Origin of the sequence: Mesorhizobium sp. M1050 (assembly GCF_040318715.1) — a bacterium.
Taxonomy (GTDB): domain Bacteria; phylum Pseudomonadota; class Alphaproteobacteria; order Rhizobiales; family Rhizobiaceae; genus Mesorhizobium.
The window spans coordinates 1-17,303 of record NZ_JAMYMV010000049.1; the positions used below are offsets into that span (position 1 = coordinate 1).

General features: G+C 60.1%; 14 protein-coding genes. 7 read left to right on the plus strand and 7 right to left on the minus strand.

Annotated elements, in window-relative coordinates; translation table 11 throughout:
• Positions 1 to 323: 323 nt before the first annotated feature.
• Entirely contained in the window at positions 324 to 605 is a 282-nt protein-coding gene (locus NKH57_RS23390) for a hypothetical protein (RefSeq protein ID WP_352947652.1), read from the minus strand.
• 383 nt (positions 606 to 988) lie between these two features.
• Here NKH57_RS23390 and NKH57_RS23395 point away from each other — a divergent pair, with 383 nt between their 5' ends.
• On the plus strand, positions 989 to 1,858 hold the full coding sequence (locus NKH57_RS23395; protein WP_352947655.1) for an FkbM family methyltransferase: 870 nt from the start codon (positions 989 to 991) through the stop codon (positions 1,856 to 1,858).
• Positions 1,859 to 1,976: 118 nt separating this feature from the next.
• On the opposite strand, the gene NKH57_RS23400 is transcribed toward NKH57_RS23395, so the two are convergent.
• Both NKH57_RS23400 and NKH57_RS23405 read right to left on the minus strand, forming a co-directional pair.
• Positions 1,977 to 4,283 (minus strand): mannose-1-phosphate guanylyltransferase/mannose-6-phosphate isomerase, encoded by a 2,307-nt coding sequence (locus NKH57_RS23400; RefSeq protein WP_352947727.1) that lies wholly within the window; start codon positions 4,281 to 4,283, stop codon positions 1,977 to 1,979.
• A gap of 13 nt (positions 4,284 to 4,296) precedes the next feature.
• On the minus strand, positions 4,297 to 5,817 hold the full coding sequence (locus NKH57_RS23405; RefSeq protein ID WP_352947658.1) for a phosphomannomutase/phosphoglucomutase: 1,521 nt from the start codon (positions 5,815 to 5,817) through the stop codon (positions 4,297 to 4,299).
• 212 nt (positions 5,818 to 6,029) lie between these two features.
• Between NKH57_RS23405 and NKH57_RS23410 the strand changes: the two genes are divergently transcribed.
• The 3 genes from NKH57_RS23410 to NKH57_RS23420 all read left to right on the plus strand — a co-directional run bounded on the left by NKH57_RS23410 (position 6,030) and on the right by NKH57_RS23420 (position 9,294).
• Positions 6,030 to 6,299, plus strand: coding sequence for a hypothetical protein (locus NKH57_RS23410; RefSeq protein WP_352947661.1), 270 nt, complete (start codon positions 6,030 to 6,032; stop codon positions 6,297 to 6,299).
• A gap of 213 nt (positions 6,300 to 6,512) precedes the next feature.
• The gene (locus NKH57_RS23415; RefSeq protein ID WP_352947664.1) at positions 6,513 to 8,333 is read left to right on the plus strand and encodes a GumC family protein; all 1,821 of its coding nucleotides are present in this window, start codon (positions 6,513 to 6,515) and stop codon (positions 8,331 to 8,333) included.
• A gap of 166 nt (positions 8,334 to 8,499) precedes the next feature.
• Positions 8,500 to 9,294, plus strand: coding sequence for a sugar transferase (locus NKH57_RS23420; RefSeq protein ID WP_352947666.1), 795 nt, complete (start codon positions 8,500 to 8,502; stop codon positions 9,292 to 9,294).
• Between the two features lie 12 nt (positions 9,295 to 9,306).
• Here NKH57_RS23420 and NKH57_RS23425 read toward each other — a convergent pair whose 3' ends face one another.
• The 3 genes from NKH57_RS23425 to NKH57_RS23435 form a co-directional block, all read right to left on the minus strand.
• Positions 9,307 to 9,537, minus strand: coding sequence for a hypothetical protein (locus tag NKH57_RS23425; RefSeq protein WP_352608024.1), 231 nt, complete (start codon positions 9,535 to 9,537; stop codon positions 9,307 to 9,309).
• A gap of 347 nt (positions 9,538 to 9,884) precedes the next feature.
• The gene (locus NKH57_RS23430; RefSeq protein ID WP_352947669.1) at positions 9,885 to 11,135 is read right to left on the minus strand and encodes a polysaccharide biosynthesis/export family protein; all 1,251 of its coding nucleotides are present in this window, start codon (positions 11,133 to 11,135) and stop codon (positions 9,885 to 9,887) included.
• Between the two features lie 71 nt (positions 11,136 to 11,206).
• Positions 11,207 to 12,079: a glycosyltransferase family 2 protein gene (locus NKH57_RS23435; RefSeq protein ID WP_352608045.1), complete on the minus strand. Its 873-nt coding sequence runs from the start codon at positions 12,077 to 12,079 to the stop codon at positions 11,207 to 11,209.
• A 217-nt stretch (positions 12,080 to 12,296) separates the two neighbouring features.
• On the opposite strand from NKH57_RS23435, the gene NKH57_RS23440 reads away from it, so the two are divergent.
• Positions 12,297 to 13,523: a glycosyltransferase gene (locus NKH57_RS23440; RefSeq protein ID WP_352608019.1), complete on the plus strand. Its 1,227-nt coding sequence runs from the start codon at positions 12,297 to 12,299 to the stop codon at positions 13,521 to 13,523.
• Here NKH57_RS23440 and NKH57_RS23445 read toward each other — a convergent pair.
• Positions 13,516 to 14,646 (minus strand): glycosyltransferase family 4 protein, encoded by a 1,131-nt coding sequence (locus tag NKH57_RS23445; protein WP_352947671.1) that lies wholly within the window; start codon positions 14,644 to 14,646, stop codon positions 13,516 to 13,518. The two genes, NKH57_RS23440 and NKH57_RS23445, sit on opposite strands and share 8 nt — an antisense overlap.
• 194 nt (positions 14,647 to 14,840) lie before the next feature.
• Here NKH57_RS23445 and NKH57_RS23450 point away from each other — a divergent pair, with 194 nt between their 5' ends.
• Complete coding sequence (locus tag NKH57_RS23450; protein ID WP_352947674.1) at positions 14,841 to 16,118, plus strand: glycosyltransferase family 4 protein; 1,278 nt, start codon at positions 14,841 to 14,843, stop codon at positions 16,116 to 16,118.
• A gap of 39 nt (positions 16,119 to 16,157) precedes the next feature.
• Complete coding sequence (locus NKH57_RS23455; protein ID WP_352947677.1) at positions 16,158 to 17,288, plus strand: glycosyltransferase; 1,131 nt, start codon at positions 16,158 to 16,160, stop codon at positions 17,286 to 17,288.
• Positions 17,289 to 17,303: the final 15 nt, after the last annotated feature.

Consider the following 17,303-nt stretch of genomic DNA (forward strand, 5'->3'; position numbering starts at 1 on the left):
TCCTCGCCCTGATTGACGATGACCGTCTCCGCCAGATAGCGCTTCGGCGTGAATCCCAGCCTTTTGATTAGCGCCGCATCGTCGTAATTAAGCCCGACATACGAGGGTCGATCTTCGTCCCCGCGTAAAAATGGATGTGAAGTGTACGTCATTCAGAAGCAACCTCGCCCAACCACTGCCCGAACTACCTCCCTTGCTGAGATCCTACATTAAAATTGATGCGAAGAATATCCTCAATGGCAACAATCGATGGCATGGCGACGGCACTTTTTCGTTGAGAATTACAGGTCCCACCGCCTGGCCGACGGCGACAGGCGGCACGGCTAAGTGTTGTTCCTCTTGAAATCTTCTCGCATTGAATCAACTATTTCGCTGGCGATGAGGCAGCTGCGATTGTCCACTTGCTCGGCGGCATTTCGTAGCGTCGTCGACGCGTCCTTGAGCAGCCCTCTGATCTGTGATGCTGACAACAGCTCGGATGCTTCGAGCTCCAACAGCACCGATTCACTCACGTGCAGCGCAGCAAGCGCCACCGCTCTGGGCCTTGTAGCAAGCAGCTTTAGAAGGTCACCGCTGGGCTTGGCACGAACTTTTTTTTTGGCCATCATTGCGTCTCAACCGTTCGGACAAGAAGGTTCACGTCTCAAAGTTACAGCGCCTCGACGAATTAGCCGCATTCTTATGTTTGGGAGAGGTCGTTCAGTGCCTCTTCAGGCATTTTCCAGGAGCATACTATCCCGCTTTGCGGCCGCGACACAGAGGCAAGGGATACCGACTTCGCCTTAGCTACTAATTCCCTATCACCTCGGGTACCCTGCTCATAAGCGGCGCAGGAGAACGCAATCCTACGGCCTGAACCAAGTAGCATGATGGCAGGAATACGCATCTGCGGGGGCTAGCGCGGGCAATTTGCTTTTGGTGGTGAGCCGGCCTGGCTACTCCCTAAGGGTGTCTGGAGATAGACACACCCTCAGGTGATACTGCGGCTATGAACCGGACGTTCTACGCCAAGCTCTATCACATTGACGGCCTCGCGCGAGCCATCGGCTGGAAGAAACTGGTCTCAGTACTGCTTCGCCGCGCACTTGGGATCGAATCGCCGATGAAGGTTCGCTGTGGCAATCATGATCTGCTGATCAGGCCTACCGACAGCGACTTGTTTGTCATGTCACAGGTTTTTGGGCACGGCGAATATGAAATTGGAAAGCGTGGACAGAGCGCGCTCAACCGGCTCGCGGCAGGATGGAGACAGAGGGGGATCATACCCGTTATCGTGGATGCCGGAGCCAACGTTGGCTACTCGTCGATTTTCCTCAGAGACCAGTATCCCGATGCCATGGTGATGGCTATCGAACCGGATCGCCAAGCGCACGAAGTGTTGCTATCGAACTGTGCCGGTCTGGAGCGGATCATGCCTGTTTACGGCGCCCTCTGGTGCCATGAGGGCGAGGTTGCACTTGTCAACAGCGAGTGCCCATCGTGGGCACGCGGCGTCTCAGACGGAGAAGGCGTGCCGTCGGTCACCTTACCAGGCCTTCTTTCCAAACTGCCCAGGACGAAATTGTTGATGCTTAAGATGGATATTGAAGGCGCGGAGCTGGAGGCAACGCGTGACTGCGGCAAGGTCCTCAAGGATGTGCCGTGCATCATGGTGGAACCACACGACTTTATGTTTCCCGGCCGAGGCTGCCTCACTTCCGTCTACTCGCTTTTGAGCGGCAGGAACATCGACAGCCTCGTCAATGGCGAGAACCTGATATTCATTGCCTCGGAACTCCTGGCAGCACCAGCCGCCTCCCGGCGGCCGGCAGGGCGAAAGCGAGCGTTGCCGGCGCGCACGGCCAAGGCTGTGCCTTAGCGGCCCATATCCGCCAGCAGCCGGGATCTGCGGAACCCTCGTCAACTTCAGTGCAGACGATCTACCATCTTCGCCAACCGTGGATGCGCCACGAACACCGTATCTTAGGATCGGCGGGTTAGGAGCGACTCAGTATCTGCCTCAAACCCGTCTTGCTCACGTCCACAGTTGGAAACGGGAAGGGTTCGACTTGGCCTGCGGTCTTGTCCAGATACTGCATCAACGCCGTCACCAAGTGGTAGAAGATGCTCGCGGGGACCTCCGTTGCCAGTGACCGTCCGCGCTCATCAATCTTGTCGACCCACAAGCCAAGCGGCGCGGGGTCGATATGCCATCTGAACAGGCGCGCGACACGGGCTTCGATCTCGGCTTTCAGGTCAGGCCCGCCAATACCATCCAAAGCTACGGCTGCCTTGACGGCTTCGCATTGCGGCCAGCTGCGGGAGAGCCGGTCGAGAGGGATTCCCTGCCGCGATACAGCAGCATATGCCAGACCTGTTGCCCGGTTCAATCCACTGGCGACCGCCGATGAATAGAGCTTCCTTGCGTAGGCGACCAAGTCTTTTTGGCCGCTCGCTCGTGCGAAATCAACAAGGAGCGAGGCCCACTCGAAGTGATGGCCCGGTTCGGTCCACTGTCCTTTGTCTCCCGGCAACGGCAACCAATCGGCGTCGAAATGTTCGCCAAGCGTCCAGCTTTCCTGGTCGAAGAAATGGCTCCGGAAGAGATCGATGATGCGCGCCGCCCGACGCAGATATTCACGGTCGCCCGTGGCGCCATACCAGGCAAGAAATGATTCCAGCATGTGCATGTGCGGGTTCGAAGATCGCGCACCGTTCCAGCCGGGGCTCTCGAGGAAGCCGGTCAGACTGTCGTGCTCGAGATGGGTGTCGACGAACTGAAACGTCTGTTGTGCTAGTTCCAGGGCATCCCGATGTCCGCATCGGTGAGCATGAGCCAGCGCCAGGAGCACGCAGGCATGGTCGTAGGCGTCCTCGGTCGGGTCGGCCACGCTGCCGTTGGCATTGAGAGTGCGCACCCAGCCGCCACGGTCCGTGCGGCCGTATTTTGCAATGAAGTCGATGCCATGGTCGATGAGTTTGTCCGCCGGTCCAGCCCAGCCGCGTTCCTTGGCCACCGCGAAAGCATAGATCTGGCGGGCCATCGTGCGCATGCGCTTGGGTCTGCCCAATGGCCTTGCATCGAAGCCGAGGGCCTCGTGGAAACCGCCGTATACATCATCGACACCCGCAGTGGACCACAGAGGCAGGGTTTCTTCGAAGAGCCAGTGTTCGACGCGCTTGCGCCATGAGCCGCTGACGATGACCCGGTCTTCGGAGGCGGTAAGTTTCGTTTCGAGGCGTCCGCCCTTCTCCAGCTGTTCGACGATTTTTTTTACGTCCTGGCTATGGCTGACCGGGGCGACGAATACTGCGTCCGGCGTCGCCACGATCGCCACATCCTTCATCCCGACGACAGTCAGCAATCGGCCCTGGCTTCTGAAGTAAGAGTCATGGCATTCGATGGCGACGACATCGCCCATTGTGACGTTGCCGTTGCTGTCCGTCGGGGTGACCTCCATCAGTGATTGCCACGATCCAAGGTCGGTCCAGCGGAAGGAGGCCGTAACCATTGCGATGTCTCGCGCATGCTCCATGACCGCGTAGTCGATCGAGGTCGAGGGGACAGCCAAGTAGAAGCCCTGTGGCAAGTACAGACCGGAGACGTCGGTCCGCGCGCTCTTGTGGGCCCGTTCCGCAGTGTCCCATATGTCCGGCTGGAATTCGAGAAAAGCCTTCCGCATGGTGTCGGCACGAAAAAGGAAAATCCCGGCGTTCCAGTAGAATTGCCCCGAAGACATGTATTTGCGGGCCGTCCTGACGTTTGGCTTTTCGACGAAGCGCGAAACCGAGGCTACTCCCTCAGCATTTGCCGTGGCCTCGATGTACCCATATCCGGTTTCGGGATGCGTCGGCTTGATGCCGAACACGATGATCCTTCCGGAAACCGCGGCAGGCACGCCCGTCTCGACGGTTTCCCAGAATTGCGTTGCGGTCGATATCTGATGGTCGGAGGGGACCACGAGCACAAGCGCGTCCGCCCCATGTTCGGCGATCGTCTGCAGGGTGGCTATAGCGACGGCGGCGGCGGTATTGCGGCCGACCGGCTCGAAGATTGGTCTGCCGCCGTTGAGGCCGAGCGGAGCTATGTCCGAGATGACGCGGTCGGCATGACGTTCGGAGGCTATCAGGTAGATCGGCGTGTCACCGTCCGGCCGCGCCTTGAGGCGGCGAACAGTCTTGGCAAGCATGGACCCGTCACCGGAAAGATCGTGGAATTGCTTGGGATTGTCTTCGCGCGAGAGCGGCCACAGCCGTGAGCCGACGCCGCCGCTCATGACAAAACTTACGATCCGGTCCGACATGATCCAATTCCCCTCAGAATGTCTGGTTGTAGGCTCCGACCTCTGGATTGCGGCGCAGCACGGCATCGAGAGCCTCGAACATCTCGCGACGCCGCTCTGGCGACACGGGGCTTTCCACAACGACCACGAGCTCCGGCTTGTTCGACGACGCCCTGACCAGACCCCAGGTGCCGTCCTGGGCAACGACACGCACCCCATTGACGGTGACGAGATTTGCCAGCGGCTGGCCGGCGAACTCGGTCCCGTCCCCCTTCATTCTCGTGAATTCCCCGACAACTTTCGCGACCACGCCGTATTTCATCTCGTCCGGGCAGTGGGGCGACATGGTCGGGGTCCCGAAGGTCAGCGGCAGATCGCGGTAAAGGTCTGCGAGTGTCTTGCCCTGGTTACGGTCGAGCATCTGGCAGACGGCGATTGCGGTCAGGAGCCCGTCGTCGTAGCCGCGTCCGATCGGCGGGTTGAAGAAGAAATGTCCCGACTTTTCGAATCCAGCGATGGCACCGAGTTCGGCAACGCGCCTCTTGATGTAGGAGTGCCCGGTTTTCCAGTAATCCGTCCTGGCGCTGTTTTGCAGGAGAACGGGATCGGTCATGAAAAGGCCTGTCGACTTGACGTCGACGACGAAGACCGAGTTCGGATGCAGCGTGGAGATGTCGCGTGCCAGCATGACACCGACCTTGTCTGCGAAAATCTCGTTGCCCTCGTTGTCGACCACGCCACAGCGGTCGCCGTCGCCGTCAAAACCGAGCCCGATATCGGCACCTGTCTCCAGAACCTTGTCCCGGATCGCGTGCAGCATCTGCATGTCTTCGGGATTGGGGTTGTGACGCGGAAACGTGTGGTCGAGCTCTGTGTCAAGCGGGATGACTTCGCAGCCGATGCCTTCCAGCACCTGCGGTGCAAACGCGCCTGCTGTTCCGTTGCCGCAGGCGGCCACCACCTTCAGCCTTCGGCCGAGCTTCTTTCCGGCAGTCAGGTCTTCGATGTATCTTTCGCGAAATCGGGGCACGAATTCGTAGCTTCCCCCGCCAATGAGATCGAAATCGCCGTCCAGCACAAGCGTTTTCAAAGCTGTCATCTCCTTAGGCCCGAAGGTCAGAGGCCGTTGCGCCCCCATCTTCACCCCTGTCCAGCCGTTCTCGTTGTGGGAGGCTGTCACCATGGCCACTGAAGGAGCGTCGAGCGCGAACTGGGCAAAATAGGCCGTGGGAGAAAGCGCAAGGCCGATGTCCTTGACGCGCGCGCCGGCCGCCATCAAGCCACAGGTCAGCGCCATCTTGATCGCCATGGAATAGCTGCGGAAATCATGGCCAGTAACGATGTCGGGGCCAACACCCATTCGGCGGATCAAGGTGCCGAGCCCCATGCCGATCGCCTGCACGCCCATCAGGTTGAGTTCTGGTTCTTTTTCCGAGCCTGGCTGTCCGAACCACCAGCGCGCGTCATATTCCCGAAAGCCTGTGGCTTTGATCAGGGCACTGGTTTCGAAGGCGAATGTATTTGGCCTGGCTTGTCCGACTATGTTCACGGTCACGGCTTCCGCTCCGCAGTTAGCGCCAGCAGTCGTAGCACGCGCCGGACGCGGCCGCGTTCATGAATTCGAGGAGCCCTAACGCCTTAGCCGCCACCCCCTCATCCAATAGGAGCATGCCCGCCGGTGACCGAAAGAATGTCTCGTCCAATCATGAGGGTCTTGTATTCTGCAAGGTGCCTCCGGCTCGGGCGCAGAGAAAGGTGGGCTGCAACATGCCGCTGACCGCATTCCGATTCCCGTTCGGCCAGGATCTCGTCGAAAGGCGGTTCGGTCGCCTGCCCCGCCTTCTCGAGGGCATTCAGGTGGACATCGAGAAAGAAGTAGCGGCACTGCGTCCGTCCCTGGAAAGGATGACGGACTGCGCGGCGTTCACCCTGGAGGCGATGGAAAATGACGAGAGCCCCGAACGAATGTCCGCGCAGATCAATACTCTCGAACAGAACCTGGCACTCAGCCGCAGACGGCAGGCCTTGCTGGCATAGCAGACATCATGAGCAGCGGTGCCGCGCATTCTACCGCCCCACAGGACATAAGGTCCGCATACGCCAATTGGCGGCGTTTACCTTCCGGAGCGCGGGCGTAATCTTCCCCAGCAGTCTGGGATCGCGGGGCCTTGGCTTTCAACGAGAAGATCGGCCGAATGCAATCGCCTGCCTGCAAGGGGCGGGCTGCGCCATGCCTGCGGGAGAGACTGAATGAATCGCATGTTCTCCCGTCAATGGCCTTCGACAACGGACCGGCAGGCTTCCGCCGGCCAGGAGTTCATTGGGCTCTCCGATATCATCGAATTTCTGCGCCGTTATGCGGGAACCATCGTAGCCTGCCTTGCTGCCGCTCTCTTGTTGGCCGGGTTCTACAATTCGAGCACCGACCCAACTTTCATCGCCAGCGCACAGATTCTGATCGAGCCGAAATTGCCGCAACACCTGCAGGAGGGCGGCGAAGTGAATCTGTCGTTGGATACCGCCCAGGTGGAAAGCCAGATCGCGGTGATGCAGTCGGAAAAAATCGCGACAATGGTGCTTGACCAGTTGAAACTCGTCGACGATCCGGAGTTCAATCGTTCGCAGTCTCCGACTTTGCGGGACAGACTCAGGAAGACCGGAGCAGTCCTGCTTGACACCTTAGGGCTTCGGAAAAGCGCCTGGCTGGAGCATTTCGCCTTTAGCGTGCCTGCCGCACCTGCGATGCTGACCGATTTTCAAAAGTTCCGCCGTAGCATGTTGGTTTTCCGCAACGGCCTCGACGTCCGCAGAGTCGGCGTTTCCTACGCGATTGACATATCCTTCACCTCTCCTGATCCCGAGGGCGCAGCCAGGATTGCGAACGCCACGGCCGATGCCTTCGTGCGTGAGCAGATCGAAACCAAGACCGACGCCGCAAAGGAAGGAGGCGCATGGCTGGAAATGCGGCTTCAGCAGCTGCGCACCCAAATGAATGAGGCTATGGCGAAAGCGCAGCAGTTCCGGTCACGGCACGACTACAGCGTCGGCAATGAAGCCAAAGGAGACGGGACGAGTGCTGAGCCGACGCTCGAAGAACTTGAGGTGACGGCTGAAACCTACCAGAAGATGTACGAGAGTTTCTTGCAGGCCTACACCAACTCGGTTAGCCAGCAGTCGTATCCGGTTGCCGATGCAAGGGTCATCACGGCTGCGACGGCGCCGCTCAATGCGAGCGCTCCAAGGCCGAAGTTGATGCTGGCCTTCGCCGTGGTTGCCGGTCTCATTTCCGGCATCGGACTTGCGTTTGTAAGGCACGCGTTTGACTGGTCCATAAGGTCGCCGCGACAGATCCGCGACACTCTTGGTGTCGAATGCGTTGGGGAACTGCCGCCGATCGGCAGAAGATCGGGCCTTGTCGACGAGGTGGCAAGATCTCCGCAATCCCGATACAGCTATAGCCTGAGAAAAGTGCGAACCGAAATAAGTCTCGCGGAAACCAGCCGCCCGATCAAGTTCCTTGGATTGACCGCCGTATCCAACGACAGTTCGAAGAGTTCCGTCGCCAGCAATCTTGCCACGCTCTACTCGATGTCCGGCTTGAAGACGCTGGTGATTGACGCCGACATCCGGCGCCCGATCATGACCACGCGGCTTCTGGGCCAGTTTGGAGCCCTCGAGCAACCGTGCCAGGACCCTGTCCGTCTCAACATCGTTCGTGCTCCGGGGCGGCCGTTCGACATACTTTCCAGTTCGATCGTGGACGCCAGACACCTCCTGACACCGAGCAAGATAGAGGCATTCCTCTCGGAGCTTACCGCTAGCGACCTTGCCGCCAACAAACTTGCTCCCTACGACATTGTCATATTCGACTTGCCGACGCTTGCCTCGGGTGCCGACGAACTGATTGTCGGCACCGTCCTGGACGGCGTGGTGATTGTTGCCGAGTGGGGCAAGACACAGGTCCAGACGCTGCAGGAACTTGTCAGGACATTGCAGGCCAGCAGGACGCCGATACTCGGCGTACTCTTGGCGAGCGCCCGCGGGACGACGGCCAAGCGGCACAAAGCATGAAACCGTAGCGGGACCTTCTCCTTCGGACGTTGCAAGAAGTTTAGGGGATCATTCCTTGGGATTAGGGGGATAGCCCCAGCGCGTCATGCTACTTCCTTTGCCCTTCTTGCCGACAACCTCTACCCTTGGAAGAGTGCAGCGAACAAGTCGAAACAGCGATTGTTCCATGACAACGAATGCCTTCGAGTCACATCAGGGAACCCCGAGCTGGGCTCAGCCATCTTTGCCTATCCCGGCCGACAGCCGAGCGGCAGTCCTGCACGTTCTTCCCGCGTCCGACAACAACAGTGCCGCGGCAGTGTTGACGGATCTGTCGCCCGTCGTCAGGTCGGGACCGACGAACCCTCCTGTGGGCGGTCTCCTGAAGCGGATCATGGATCTGGTCGTAGCAATCACCGCGCTTATGGCAGCCGCGCCGGTGATGATTGTCGTTGCCCTGCTGATCAGGATGACGGCAGGAGGCCCGACAGTGTTCTCGCACAGCCGCATCGGCTTCGGCGGAAAGCCATTCGATTGCTACAAGTTCCGCTCAATGGTCGCCAATTCGGACGAAGTTCTGAAGGCATATCTCGACAGCAACCCTCAAGTCAGGGTCGAGTGGGCCGAGACCCGCAAGATCAGGAACGACCCCCGCGTCACGCCACTTGGGTGGATGCTGCGTAAGTCGAGCCTCGACGAACTCCCGCAACTGTTCAACATCATCCGCGGCGACATGAGCTGTGTAGGCCCAAGGCCCATCGTCAAGGACGAACTCAAATGCTACGGCGACCAGTTAGGGGAATACCTTCGGGCAAGGCCGGGGCTCACCGGTCTGTGGCAGGTGAGCGGAAGAAGCAGCATGGATTACGCCGACCGCGTGGCGCTGGACAGCCATTATGTGCGGAACTGGTCGATCTGGCTCGATATCGTGATCCTGTTCAGGACGGGTATCGCAGTGATGCGCTTCGACCGAGCTTCCTGAAGTCCCGCCTTGTCACCTTTCCGTCCGCTTCCGTCGGGCAGACAGGAACAGACCGATGATGTACGCGCCAGCCAATACGAATGCCATGATCAGGAATTGAGTGACGGTCACGTGGCCCGGCAACCCGAGCCCGTTCCAGGCAAAGCTTCCGATCACAAGCAGCGCCGTTGCCGCGATCAGCGCCGGAGCCTTGAAGCGCAGTCCCATCAGAACGCCTGCCGCCGATATTGCGATTACACTCATGAGCACCGACATCTCCACTGATACCCGCAGGACTGATCGCCTCACTGCGGCAGGGAAGTTATCGTCAGCGTGTGCTCACTGGATATGCGGCCTCAAAGTGCAAGGCAAGTGGCGCCCGGCATGCTTGGAAGGTCCGCCTGACGAACTTGAAGCAATTCCGGGAAAAGCGCCCGGCGGTTTTCCGCCTGGAATTGCAAAAGAACCAAGCACTTGCAGCGCGTCGGCAGCTCCATCGGAGGCTGAACCGCTCAGGCCTTACCGCCGGCTTTAAACCGGCTACCAACGGTCTCGCTATCGGAGGCCCAAAGGCGTTGCGAGCTGGCGCCCTCGCCGAATCATGAGGCTTGTCAGTTGGTACCCTGAACAGGAAACGTCCCTGCCTGGAGGTCGCCCTCTACAGGTAGGCCAGCCAAACCTGACTGCGGCGGGGGGATCTCGATCTTCACGGTATCGCCTGGTTCGATCGGCGTCGTTTCGGCGGCCGTGAGTTCTTCCGTGCCGGTGTCCGTCGTCCTTACGATCTTGAAGATCGGTTTGGCGCTTTCGGAGCGTTGCTTAAGGGCGAGCAGGGCGGGCGCCGTGACAGCGGTCTCGTGCAGCAACTGCGCCGCGGTGTCGGCTTTGCTGGTGACTTCATTTAGCTGGGACTGGGTCTCGCGCAAGGTTCCGGCAACCTCGTTGGCGTGCTGGTTGTTGAGATTGAGGATCTCGATGTCGGTCTTGCTTATCTCCTGCCTGACCCGCAAGAGCGAGGTCTCGGCAGCCAGCTTGTCGCCCTGCATCTGCGCGACCGTGCCCTCCAGACTGAGCTCCCGTGGTGCGACCGCCAGCCCCTTCTGGACAAGGGCTGATACACCCGCCAATTCCTTCTGAATGAGTTCTATCTGTTTGTCGCGGAAGATCAGCTGCTGCTCAAGCGAGTCCAGTTCCTTTTCAAGGAATTCCCTGAGTTCGCGCAGCGAGCGCAGTTGCGTCGTCATCGCGTCTTTGCGGACAGCGAAGATCCTGCGCTCCTGCACCATTGCCACCGCGACCGTTGCATTCGAAGCCCTATCCTGCAGGTCCGCAGGGAAAGTGACGTCCTCGGCGCCAGCGAGTTCGGACTCCAGTCGAGCTTTGCGCGCGAGCAGAGTGACAGTAGTCATCGCCAGCAAACCCACGTCGCCTTGGCCGGCGATGACCTCGCGCTCTAGCCTCGGGATGTCGTCTTCGTGCGTTCGCAGGCCGCCGGCGATCCCCAGGGCCTGCAGCACCGTCAGTCCCGGCCTGTAGGGAAACTCGCCGGGTTGTGTGACGTAGCCGACGATGTAGAAAGGCCTGTATTGGGTAATCTCGACGGCGACATCCGGCTGGCGGCCGAGGCCCATGTGCTGCATCAGCCGGTCGCCGATCGCGCGGGCGAGATCGCCAGGTGCGGCGCCCTCGGCACGAATCTGGCCGACAAAGGGAAGAAAGAGCGTCCCGTCGGCGCCGACGACGAAATCGTCGTTGAGAGCCGTCCACTCAAAGATGACGTCGCGTGACGCGCGCCATTCATAAACCTTGAGCCTGATTTTGTCCTGAGGACCGAGCAGATACTCGGCAGCCGCCGACGGCAAGGTGAAGGCGGCTGCGACCGCGAATGAAGCCACTACCGTTACACGCCATTTCCGCATTGTCTTGCCCGCCGTCAGATCTTCAGGATGTATTCGGGTTCGATCCGTCCCGTGGCAACATGCAGGATCGCCAGCATGTTTCCCCTAAGCCTACCCCTGCGATCGACATACGGCTCTGGCCGCAGGCTCTTTGCAAGATTGGCTGCAATATTCCTGAGCATCAGCGGGATCGCGAAAGAGGCCGGAACGGAGCCCTTCCTGACCAGATAGATCGCATTTGCGACCTGGGAGTAGCCGAATCGCTCTCCGCTGACCCGCCCGGACTTGATGCCGAGATGGACGCCAGTGATTGAAGTCACGCAGACCACCCGGCCTTTTGATCTCATCTGGCTGGTGAAGTCGATGTCTTCCTGCCAGCCGTAGAGGACGAGGCGCTCGTCGAAGCGCAAATCGCCTACAAGAGAGGAACGCAAGGACATGTTGCAACCGTATGCACCGACATGGTCGACCACTGAGGGCCCATGATTTTTCTTGCCCTTGACTTCCAGCAGGGCGGCTTCGGCCTCTTCCCAGCTCAGGCCCGCAGTCTTGGCACCATCCTTGATGACCGTGCCCATCGCGACAGCCCATTCGTCATTTTGCGCGAAAGCTTTCTCGATCTGCTCTAGGTATTGGACGGACGGAACAAAATCGTCGTCGAAGAAAGTGACGATATCGAACCGCCCCAACGAAGGTGCGAGAGCCCTGTTCCGCTGGGCGGCAAGTCCCTTGGATCCGAAAACGAATGACACCTGGAAAGGACAGCTTTCCGGCAGGTCGACATGCGCGGCGTCGGGCGCCGACACCATGACCTCATCAGGAAGCCTCGTCTGGCCCCCCAAATATCCGAGCAAACGCGCGACCTGTCCGCTGCGGCCAAGGGTCGGGATGATCACTATTAGTCTCATGCTCGATCCAGCTTCGGTTTCGTCGAACCTAGATTGCAGAGTGGACCGAAACAGCCTGCATAAAAGGAGATGGGAGGAGCCTGGCCTACCGCCAGACACAGACATTCGGAGTATCCCCGGTGACGGACCACATCCACAAGGTGCGTAACCGATCGGACAGCTTGCTGAAGCTACGACATGGAATGGAGACTGCCAGCCCTAGAGGTTAGGGGGAACCATGCTCCACGAACGCTCTTCCGATTTGGCCGTCGCTGCCAAGATCGATGTATCCATCCCGGAATTGCCGGCCGCGCCTGGCGTCGACAGTCATGCCAGGATAGCGATCGTTCATGACTGGTGCCCGAATTTCCGGGGAGGAGAAAGGGTCCTTGCGCAAATCTGCAAGCAGTTCCCCAACGCCGAGGTCTTCACGATTTTCGATTTCCTGCCGCAAGAGGTGAAGGAGCAATATTTCCACGACGTGGAATTCCATACGTCTGCGGCCAACCGGATTCCGATGGTCCGTAAATTCTATCAATCCCTCTTCTTTTTCTGTCCGTTCCTGATCGAGCAGTTCGACGTAACCGGCTACGACGCGGTGATCTCGTCTTCGGCCGCATTTTCGCGCGGCGTCATCACCAGGCCGGACCAGCCGCATCTCTGCTACGTGCACAGCCCCGTCCGCTACGCCTGGGATGAGCAATTTTCCTATCTTCAGCAAGGACGGCTTGGCTTCGGCCCCAAGGGAATGCTCTATCGCTACATGCTCCATCGCCTGAGGACGTGGGATACGAGAACCGCGCACGGTCCAGACCTGATGCTGGCGAACTCGAATTATGTCCGCTCCCGTATCCAGCACATTTACGGGCGCCAGGCGCGCGTCGTTTTCCCGCCGGTCTCACTGGCGGAACTGCCCTGTGTTGAGGACAAGGAAGACTACTACGTTTCGGCTTCCTTTCTCACCCCCTACAAGCGCACCGATTTGGTGATTAAAGCTTTTAACGAGATGCCGTCCCGGCGGCTGGTCGTCGTTGGCGAAGGGCAGCAATCAGCCAGCTTGCGGGCGCTTGCTGGCCCCAACGTCACCTTCTCGGGTTACCTGCCCCGCAAAGACTATGTGGACACCGTGGCGCGAGCGCGGGCGATGGTCTTTGCTGGCTGCGAGGATTTCGGGATAGCGCTGGCCGAAGCGCAAGCTTGCGGAACCCCGCTGGTCGCCTTCGGCCGCGGCGGAGCCGTGGACATCGTCCAGCGCCTGGGATCATCCCCCGAACCGACAGGCGTACTATTCAAGGCGCAGACCGTCGATCACCTCAAGGAAGCAGTCGCACAGTTCGAACAGAACAGCCATGCCATCGCGCCCCGCGCCTGCGCCAGGAATGCAGCTCGCTTTTCCGAAGACAAATTCGACCGCGCTGTCCTGGAATCGCTAGGGGCCGTCCAGGCTCTTCACGAGATCATGTGAATTCGCGAGCCCTCACGACCTTCGTGTCCGTCTCGACACCGTCTGCGGCGGCCATTGCCTCGAGATAACGCAAGGCCGTCGCTCTCCAACTATAGGCCGAGGATCTCGCCCGTCCCTTGCCTATCATCTGCAGCCGCAGGTGCTGAGAATTGCGAAGCTGCACGAAACAGTCGAGCCATGCCTCCGGATCGTCGGGAGGAGCAAACAGTGCTGCGTTCCCGCAGACTTCAGGCAGGCTGGCTCGGTCGGAAACCACCACCGGGCAGCCGACCGCCATTGCCTCGAGCGCGGGAAGACCGAAGCCCTCTGTCAGCGAAGGGAAAGCCAGGCATAGCGAGTCCTTGAGGAGGGCCGCCAATTCGCCATCGGAAATGCGGCCGAGCCAGTGGATGTTTCGAGCTTCGGTCCTGGCTGGTCCTGACCTGAAGACGCGCGAACCCGACATGCCGACGATCGCGATTCTGAATCCGGCTTCGGCAAGGCGATCAGCCATGTTCAGGAGCAGTCCCATATTCTTATGGGGTGCGGCACTGCCGATCATAACAATGGTTTCCGGCGATACCGCCAGTCGTGTCCTGACCGAGTGTTCTGGCGTCCATCGCAAGGCATGCTCACGGCCGTTGGGGGCTACGAAGGCCCGTTGCGCGGTGATGACGCCGCGGCGGACCAGCTCGCCCAGCGAGTAATCGGAAACGGTCGAAACACGCCATGCCGTCTTGCCGAGGCATGGCAACAGCATTTTGTAGAAATTCCTGAAGGCACGGGAATAGCTCTGTGGCGCATTCCAGACGTTTGCGTCGTGGATGCAGACGATATGCTTCCGGGAAAGCAGTGGTCCCGTGTTGCAGAGGCTGAGCAATCCGCCGCTGTCGAGTGATAGCGGGAGCCGGGTCTGCTCCCAGATATGTCCGCTCGTGCGGCCGATCTCGTGGCGTTCGATGAAAGCGAGGGGGATCTGATCGGATCCGGGCGGGCAGTGCAGTCTCACTTCAAGCCCGCGGGCGAGGGGCCCCTGTTCCGCGATCAAGGTGTCGAGCGAACCAACGAGCTCGCGCGCATAGCGCTGGACGCCTGTTGTCGGCTGGGAAAGAAAGCGCCCATTGATTGTCCAACGCCGTGTCATGCCGACCCCCTTTGACACCTTCAGTGTGGGGCAGCAAAGACGCCTGGTCACGATGGCCATCGGTTCATCCGGCTAATCGCGAATCATCCGGATAGCCGAGGCTGGACAGTGTGCCTACCTCAAACGTTTGAGGGCCTGAGTGCCCCCGGCAATGCTAGTCTCGCACGGGGTGCAAAAGGGCTGGGGAAGTGGACATGGGCAAGCTCGAGTTCGGCACGACGGAGTCGCCACCGCTAAGGCCGCCCGGACGGCTGAATAGCCGCCGCGCCGAGACAGCGCTGGCGAGATCGCTTGCCGACGGTGCCGAATCCCCGATCGGGCATCCCGCTCGGGCATGGGCGAACCAGGAAACGCCGAGGCGACGCTGGACGATAAACGGGGATTTCACGACGCTTCGGCCGAGCGGCGTAGCCCGTTACGCCCGCGAGGTAACCCTGGCCCTCGACGCTCTCATTTTCGAAGGGCATCCCCTCGGTCGCGACCTGGAGATCGATCTCGTGGTGCCGCGCCCGCTTTCGGAACCTCTCCGCCTCAATGCCATCTCCGTGCGCGTCGTGCCCGAATTCAACAAGCCGCGACTTCCCCAATTCTGGGTGCAGGCGCAGTTACCTTGGCATGTGCCCGGAGGATTGCTGAGCTTCTGCAATCTCGCTCCGGTCGTGCTGAGGCGCCACATCGCTTGCATCCACGACATGCACACCAGGCTCATGCCGTCGAGCTACGCACGGGGGTTTCGGTGGGCGCACCGGCTGATCCTGCCGGCACTTGGCTGGCGGGCCGCGCGCATCACCACGGTCTCCCAACTGTCGCGCAGCCATCTTGTCGAGTTCGGGATCGCGCCAGAAGAAAGCATCGTCGTAACCTACAATGGAAGCGATCATGCGAAGAGATGGGATGCAGCGAGATCGTCGTTGGCCGTCGATCGCGGCAGGCCGTATGTCCTCTGTCTTGGCAGGCGGGGCCAGGAATACAAAAACATGGGACTTCTCGCCAGATTGGCATCACGCCTCGATGATATGGGCCTCGACCTCTGGATGCCAGGAGATGTCGACGAGGCTACGGTTCTACGGTACGTTCCGCAAATGCCCGGAAACATCGTCCTCATCGGCCGCATAGAGGATGACGACTTCAAGAAGGCGCTCGAAGGCGCCCTGTGCTTCCTGTTCCCGTCACGGATCGAGGGCTTCGGGCTGCCTGCCGTCGAGGCGATGGCTTCCGGCTGCCCGGTCGTGGCCTCGACCTCGCCATGTCTCCCTGAAATCTGCGGGGATTCGGCTCTCTATGCCGATCCCGACGACGTGCAGTCGTGGGCCGAGGCCGTCCGCCTGCTGATGCTTGCCCCGGACCTGCGGCAGCGCTTGGTTGCCAAGGGGCACGCCAGGGCGAACAGTTATTCCTGGCGATGGATTGCCTGGAAATACCTCGAACTCATGATCCAGGTCGACGCCGATTTCGCCGAGTTCGGCAGTTGACCCGCGACCAGACTGCGGATTGATCCCAAGGAGAGGGCGATGAACGGACGGACCGACCCCCTGGGCCTACACGCCGCGGTCGGACGGGCCTGCGGCAACATGCTTGTTTTCGACAACTCGCTGTCGATCCTTAACCGGACCGGAGCATACCACATTGCCAAGGACCTGACCCGAGAATTCGTCCCGGGCTGGGCAGGAGTCCGGTACTGGCGGCTGGGTTCCTTCGCTCCTGAGGGCCTTGTCCGGAAGATCGTCGCCCGGCTGATGATGCTGGAGATCAACTGGCTCCGGGATAGCGAAGCGTTCCTGATCCGAGACAAGGTTGACGGACCCGCCTTCCGATTGTTTCTGGATCCGCTCTACGTGCTTAGGTCACGTCTGACGAAGAACGATATCGTCCTGTGCCACGATGTCGGCCCGCTGACGCATAGCGACCTCTATGACGAACGGACCTGTTCGAACTACCGTCTGGCCTACGAGAAAATCCGGCGCGTGAGGCCTGGCGTGGTTTTCGTCAGCAATTTTTCGGCGAGCCACTTTGAGTTGCTTTTCGGGTCCGATTTTCGGTTCCTGAAGACAATCCCCCTCTACCTGCGCACCGAACTGTTCGATGGCCCGGCGGAGGCAGTCCCAAGCGTAAGCGGTGCGTTCTTTCTTACCGTCGGCGCGTTCGAAACCCGAAAGAACCAAATCGCCGCCTTGAAGGCGTATCGGGACGGCGAATTCCATCGCCAGGGGGTCGGATATATCCTATGTGGATCGCGCGGTGCCGGCCATGCAGAGATCGCGGAACTTGCAGGGACCGTGCCCGGCGTGAGGCTCATGGGGTACGTTCCCGACGCGCAGCTGCGCTGGCTCTATGCAAATGCCGAGGCATTTGTCCTGCCAAGCCTTCTCGAAGGTTTCGGGATGCCGGCACTCGAGGCGGCTTACATGGGGCTGCTGCCCATAGTATCTGCCGACAGTGCTCTCGTGGAGGCCGTCGGAGCCAATTGCTTGCAGGTGCGACCGGACTACCCCCCTGCGATCGCGGACGCAATGTGGAAAGCGCTTTCCCGGAGCCCTGCGGAGAAAGCGCCAACAAGCCGCTTGCTGCGCGACACTGCGTCAGCCGCAACCAAGGAGCGGTTCCTGCAGCAATGGAGGGAGCTGCTGATTACGGGCAGCTAGAACTGAATGTGCGAA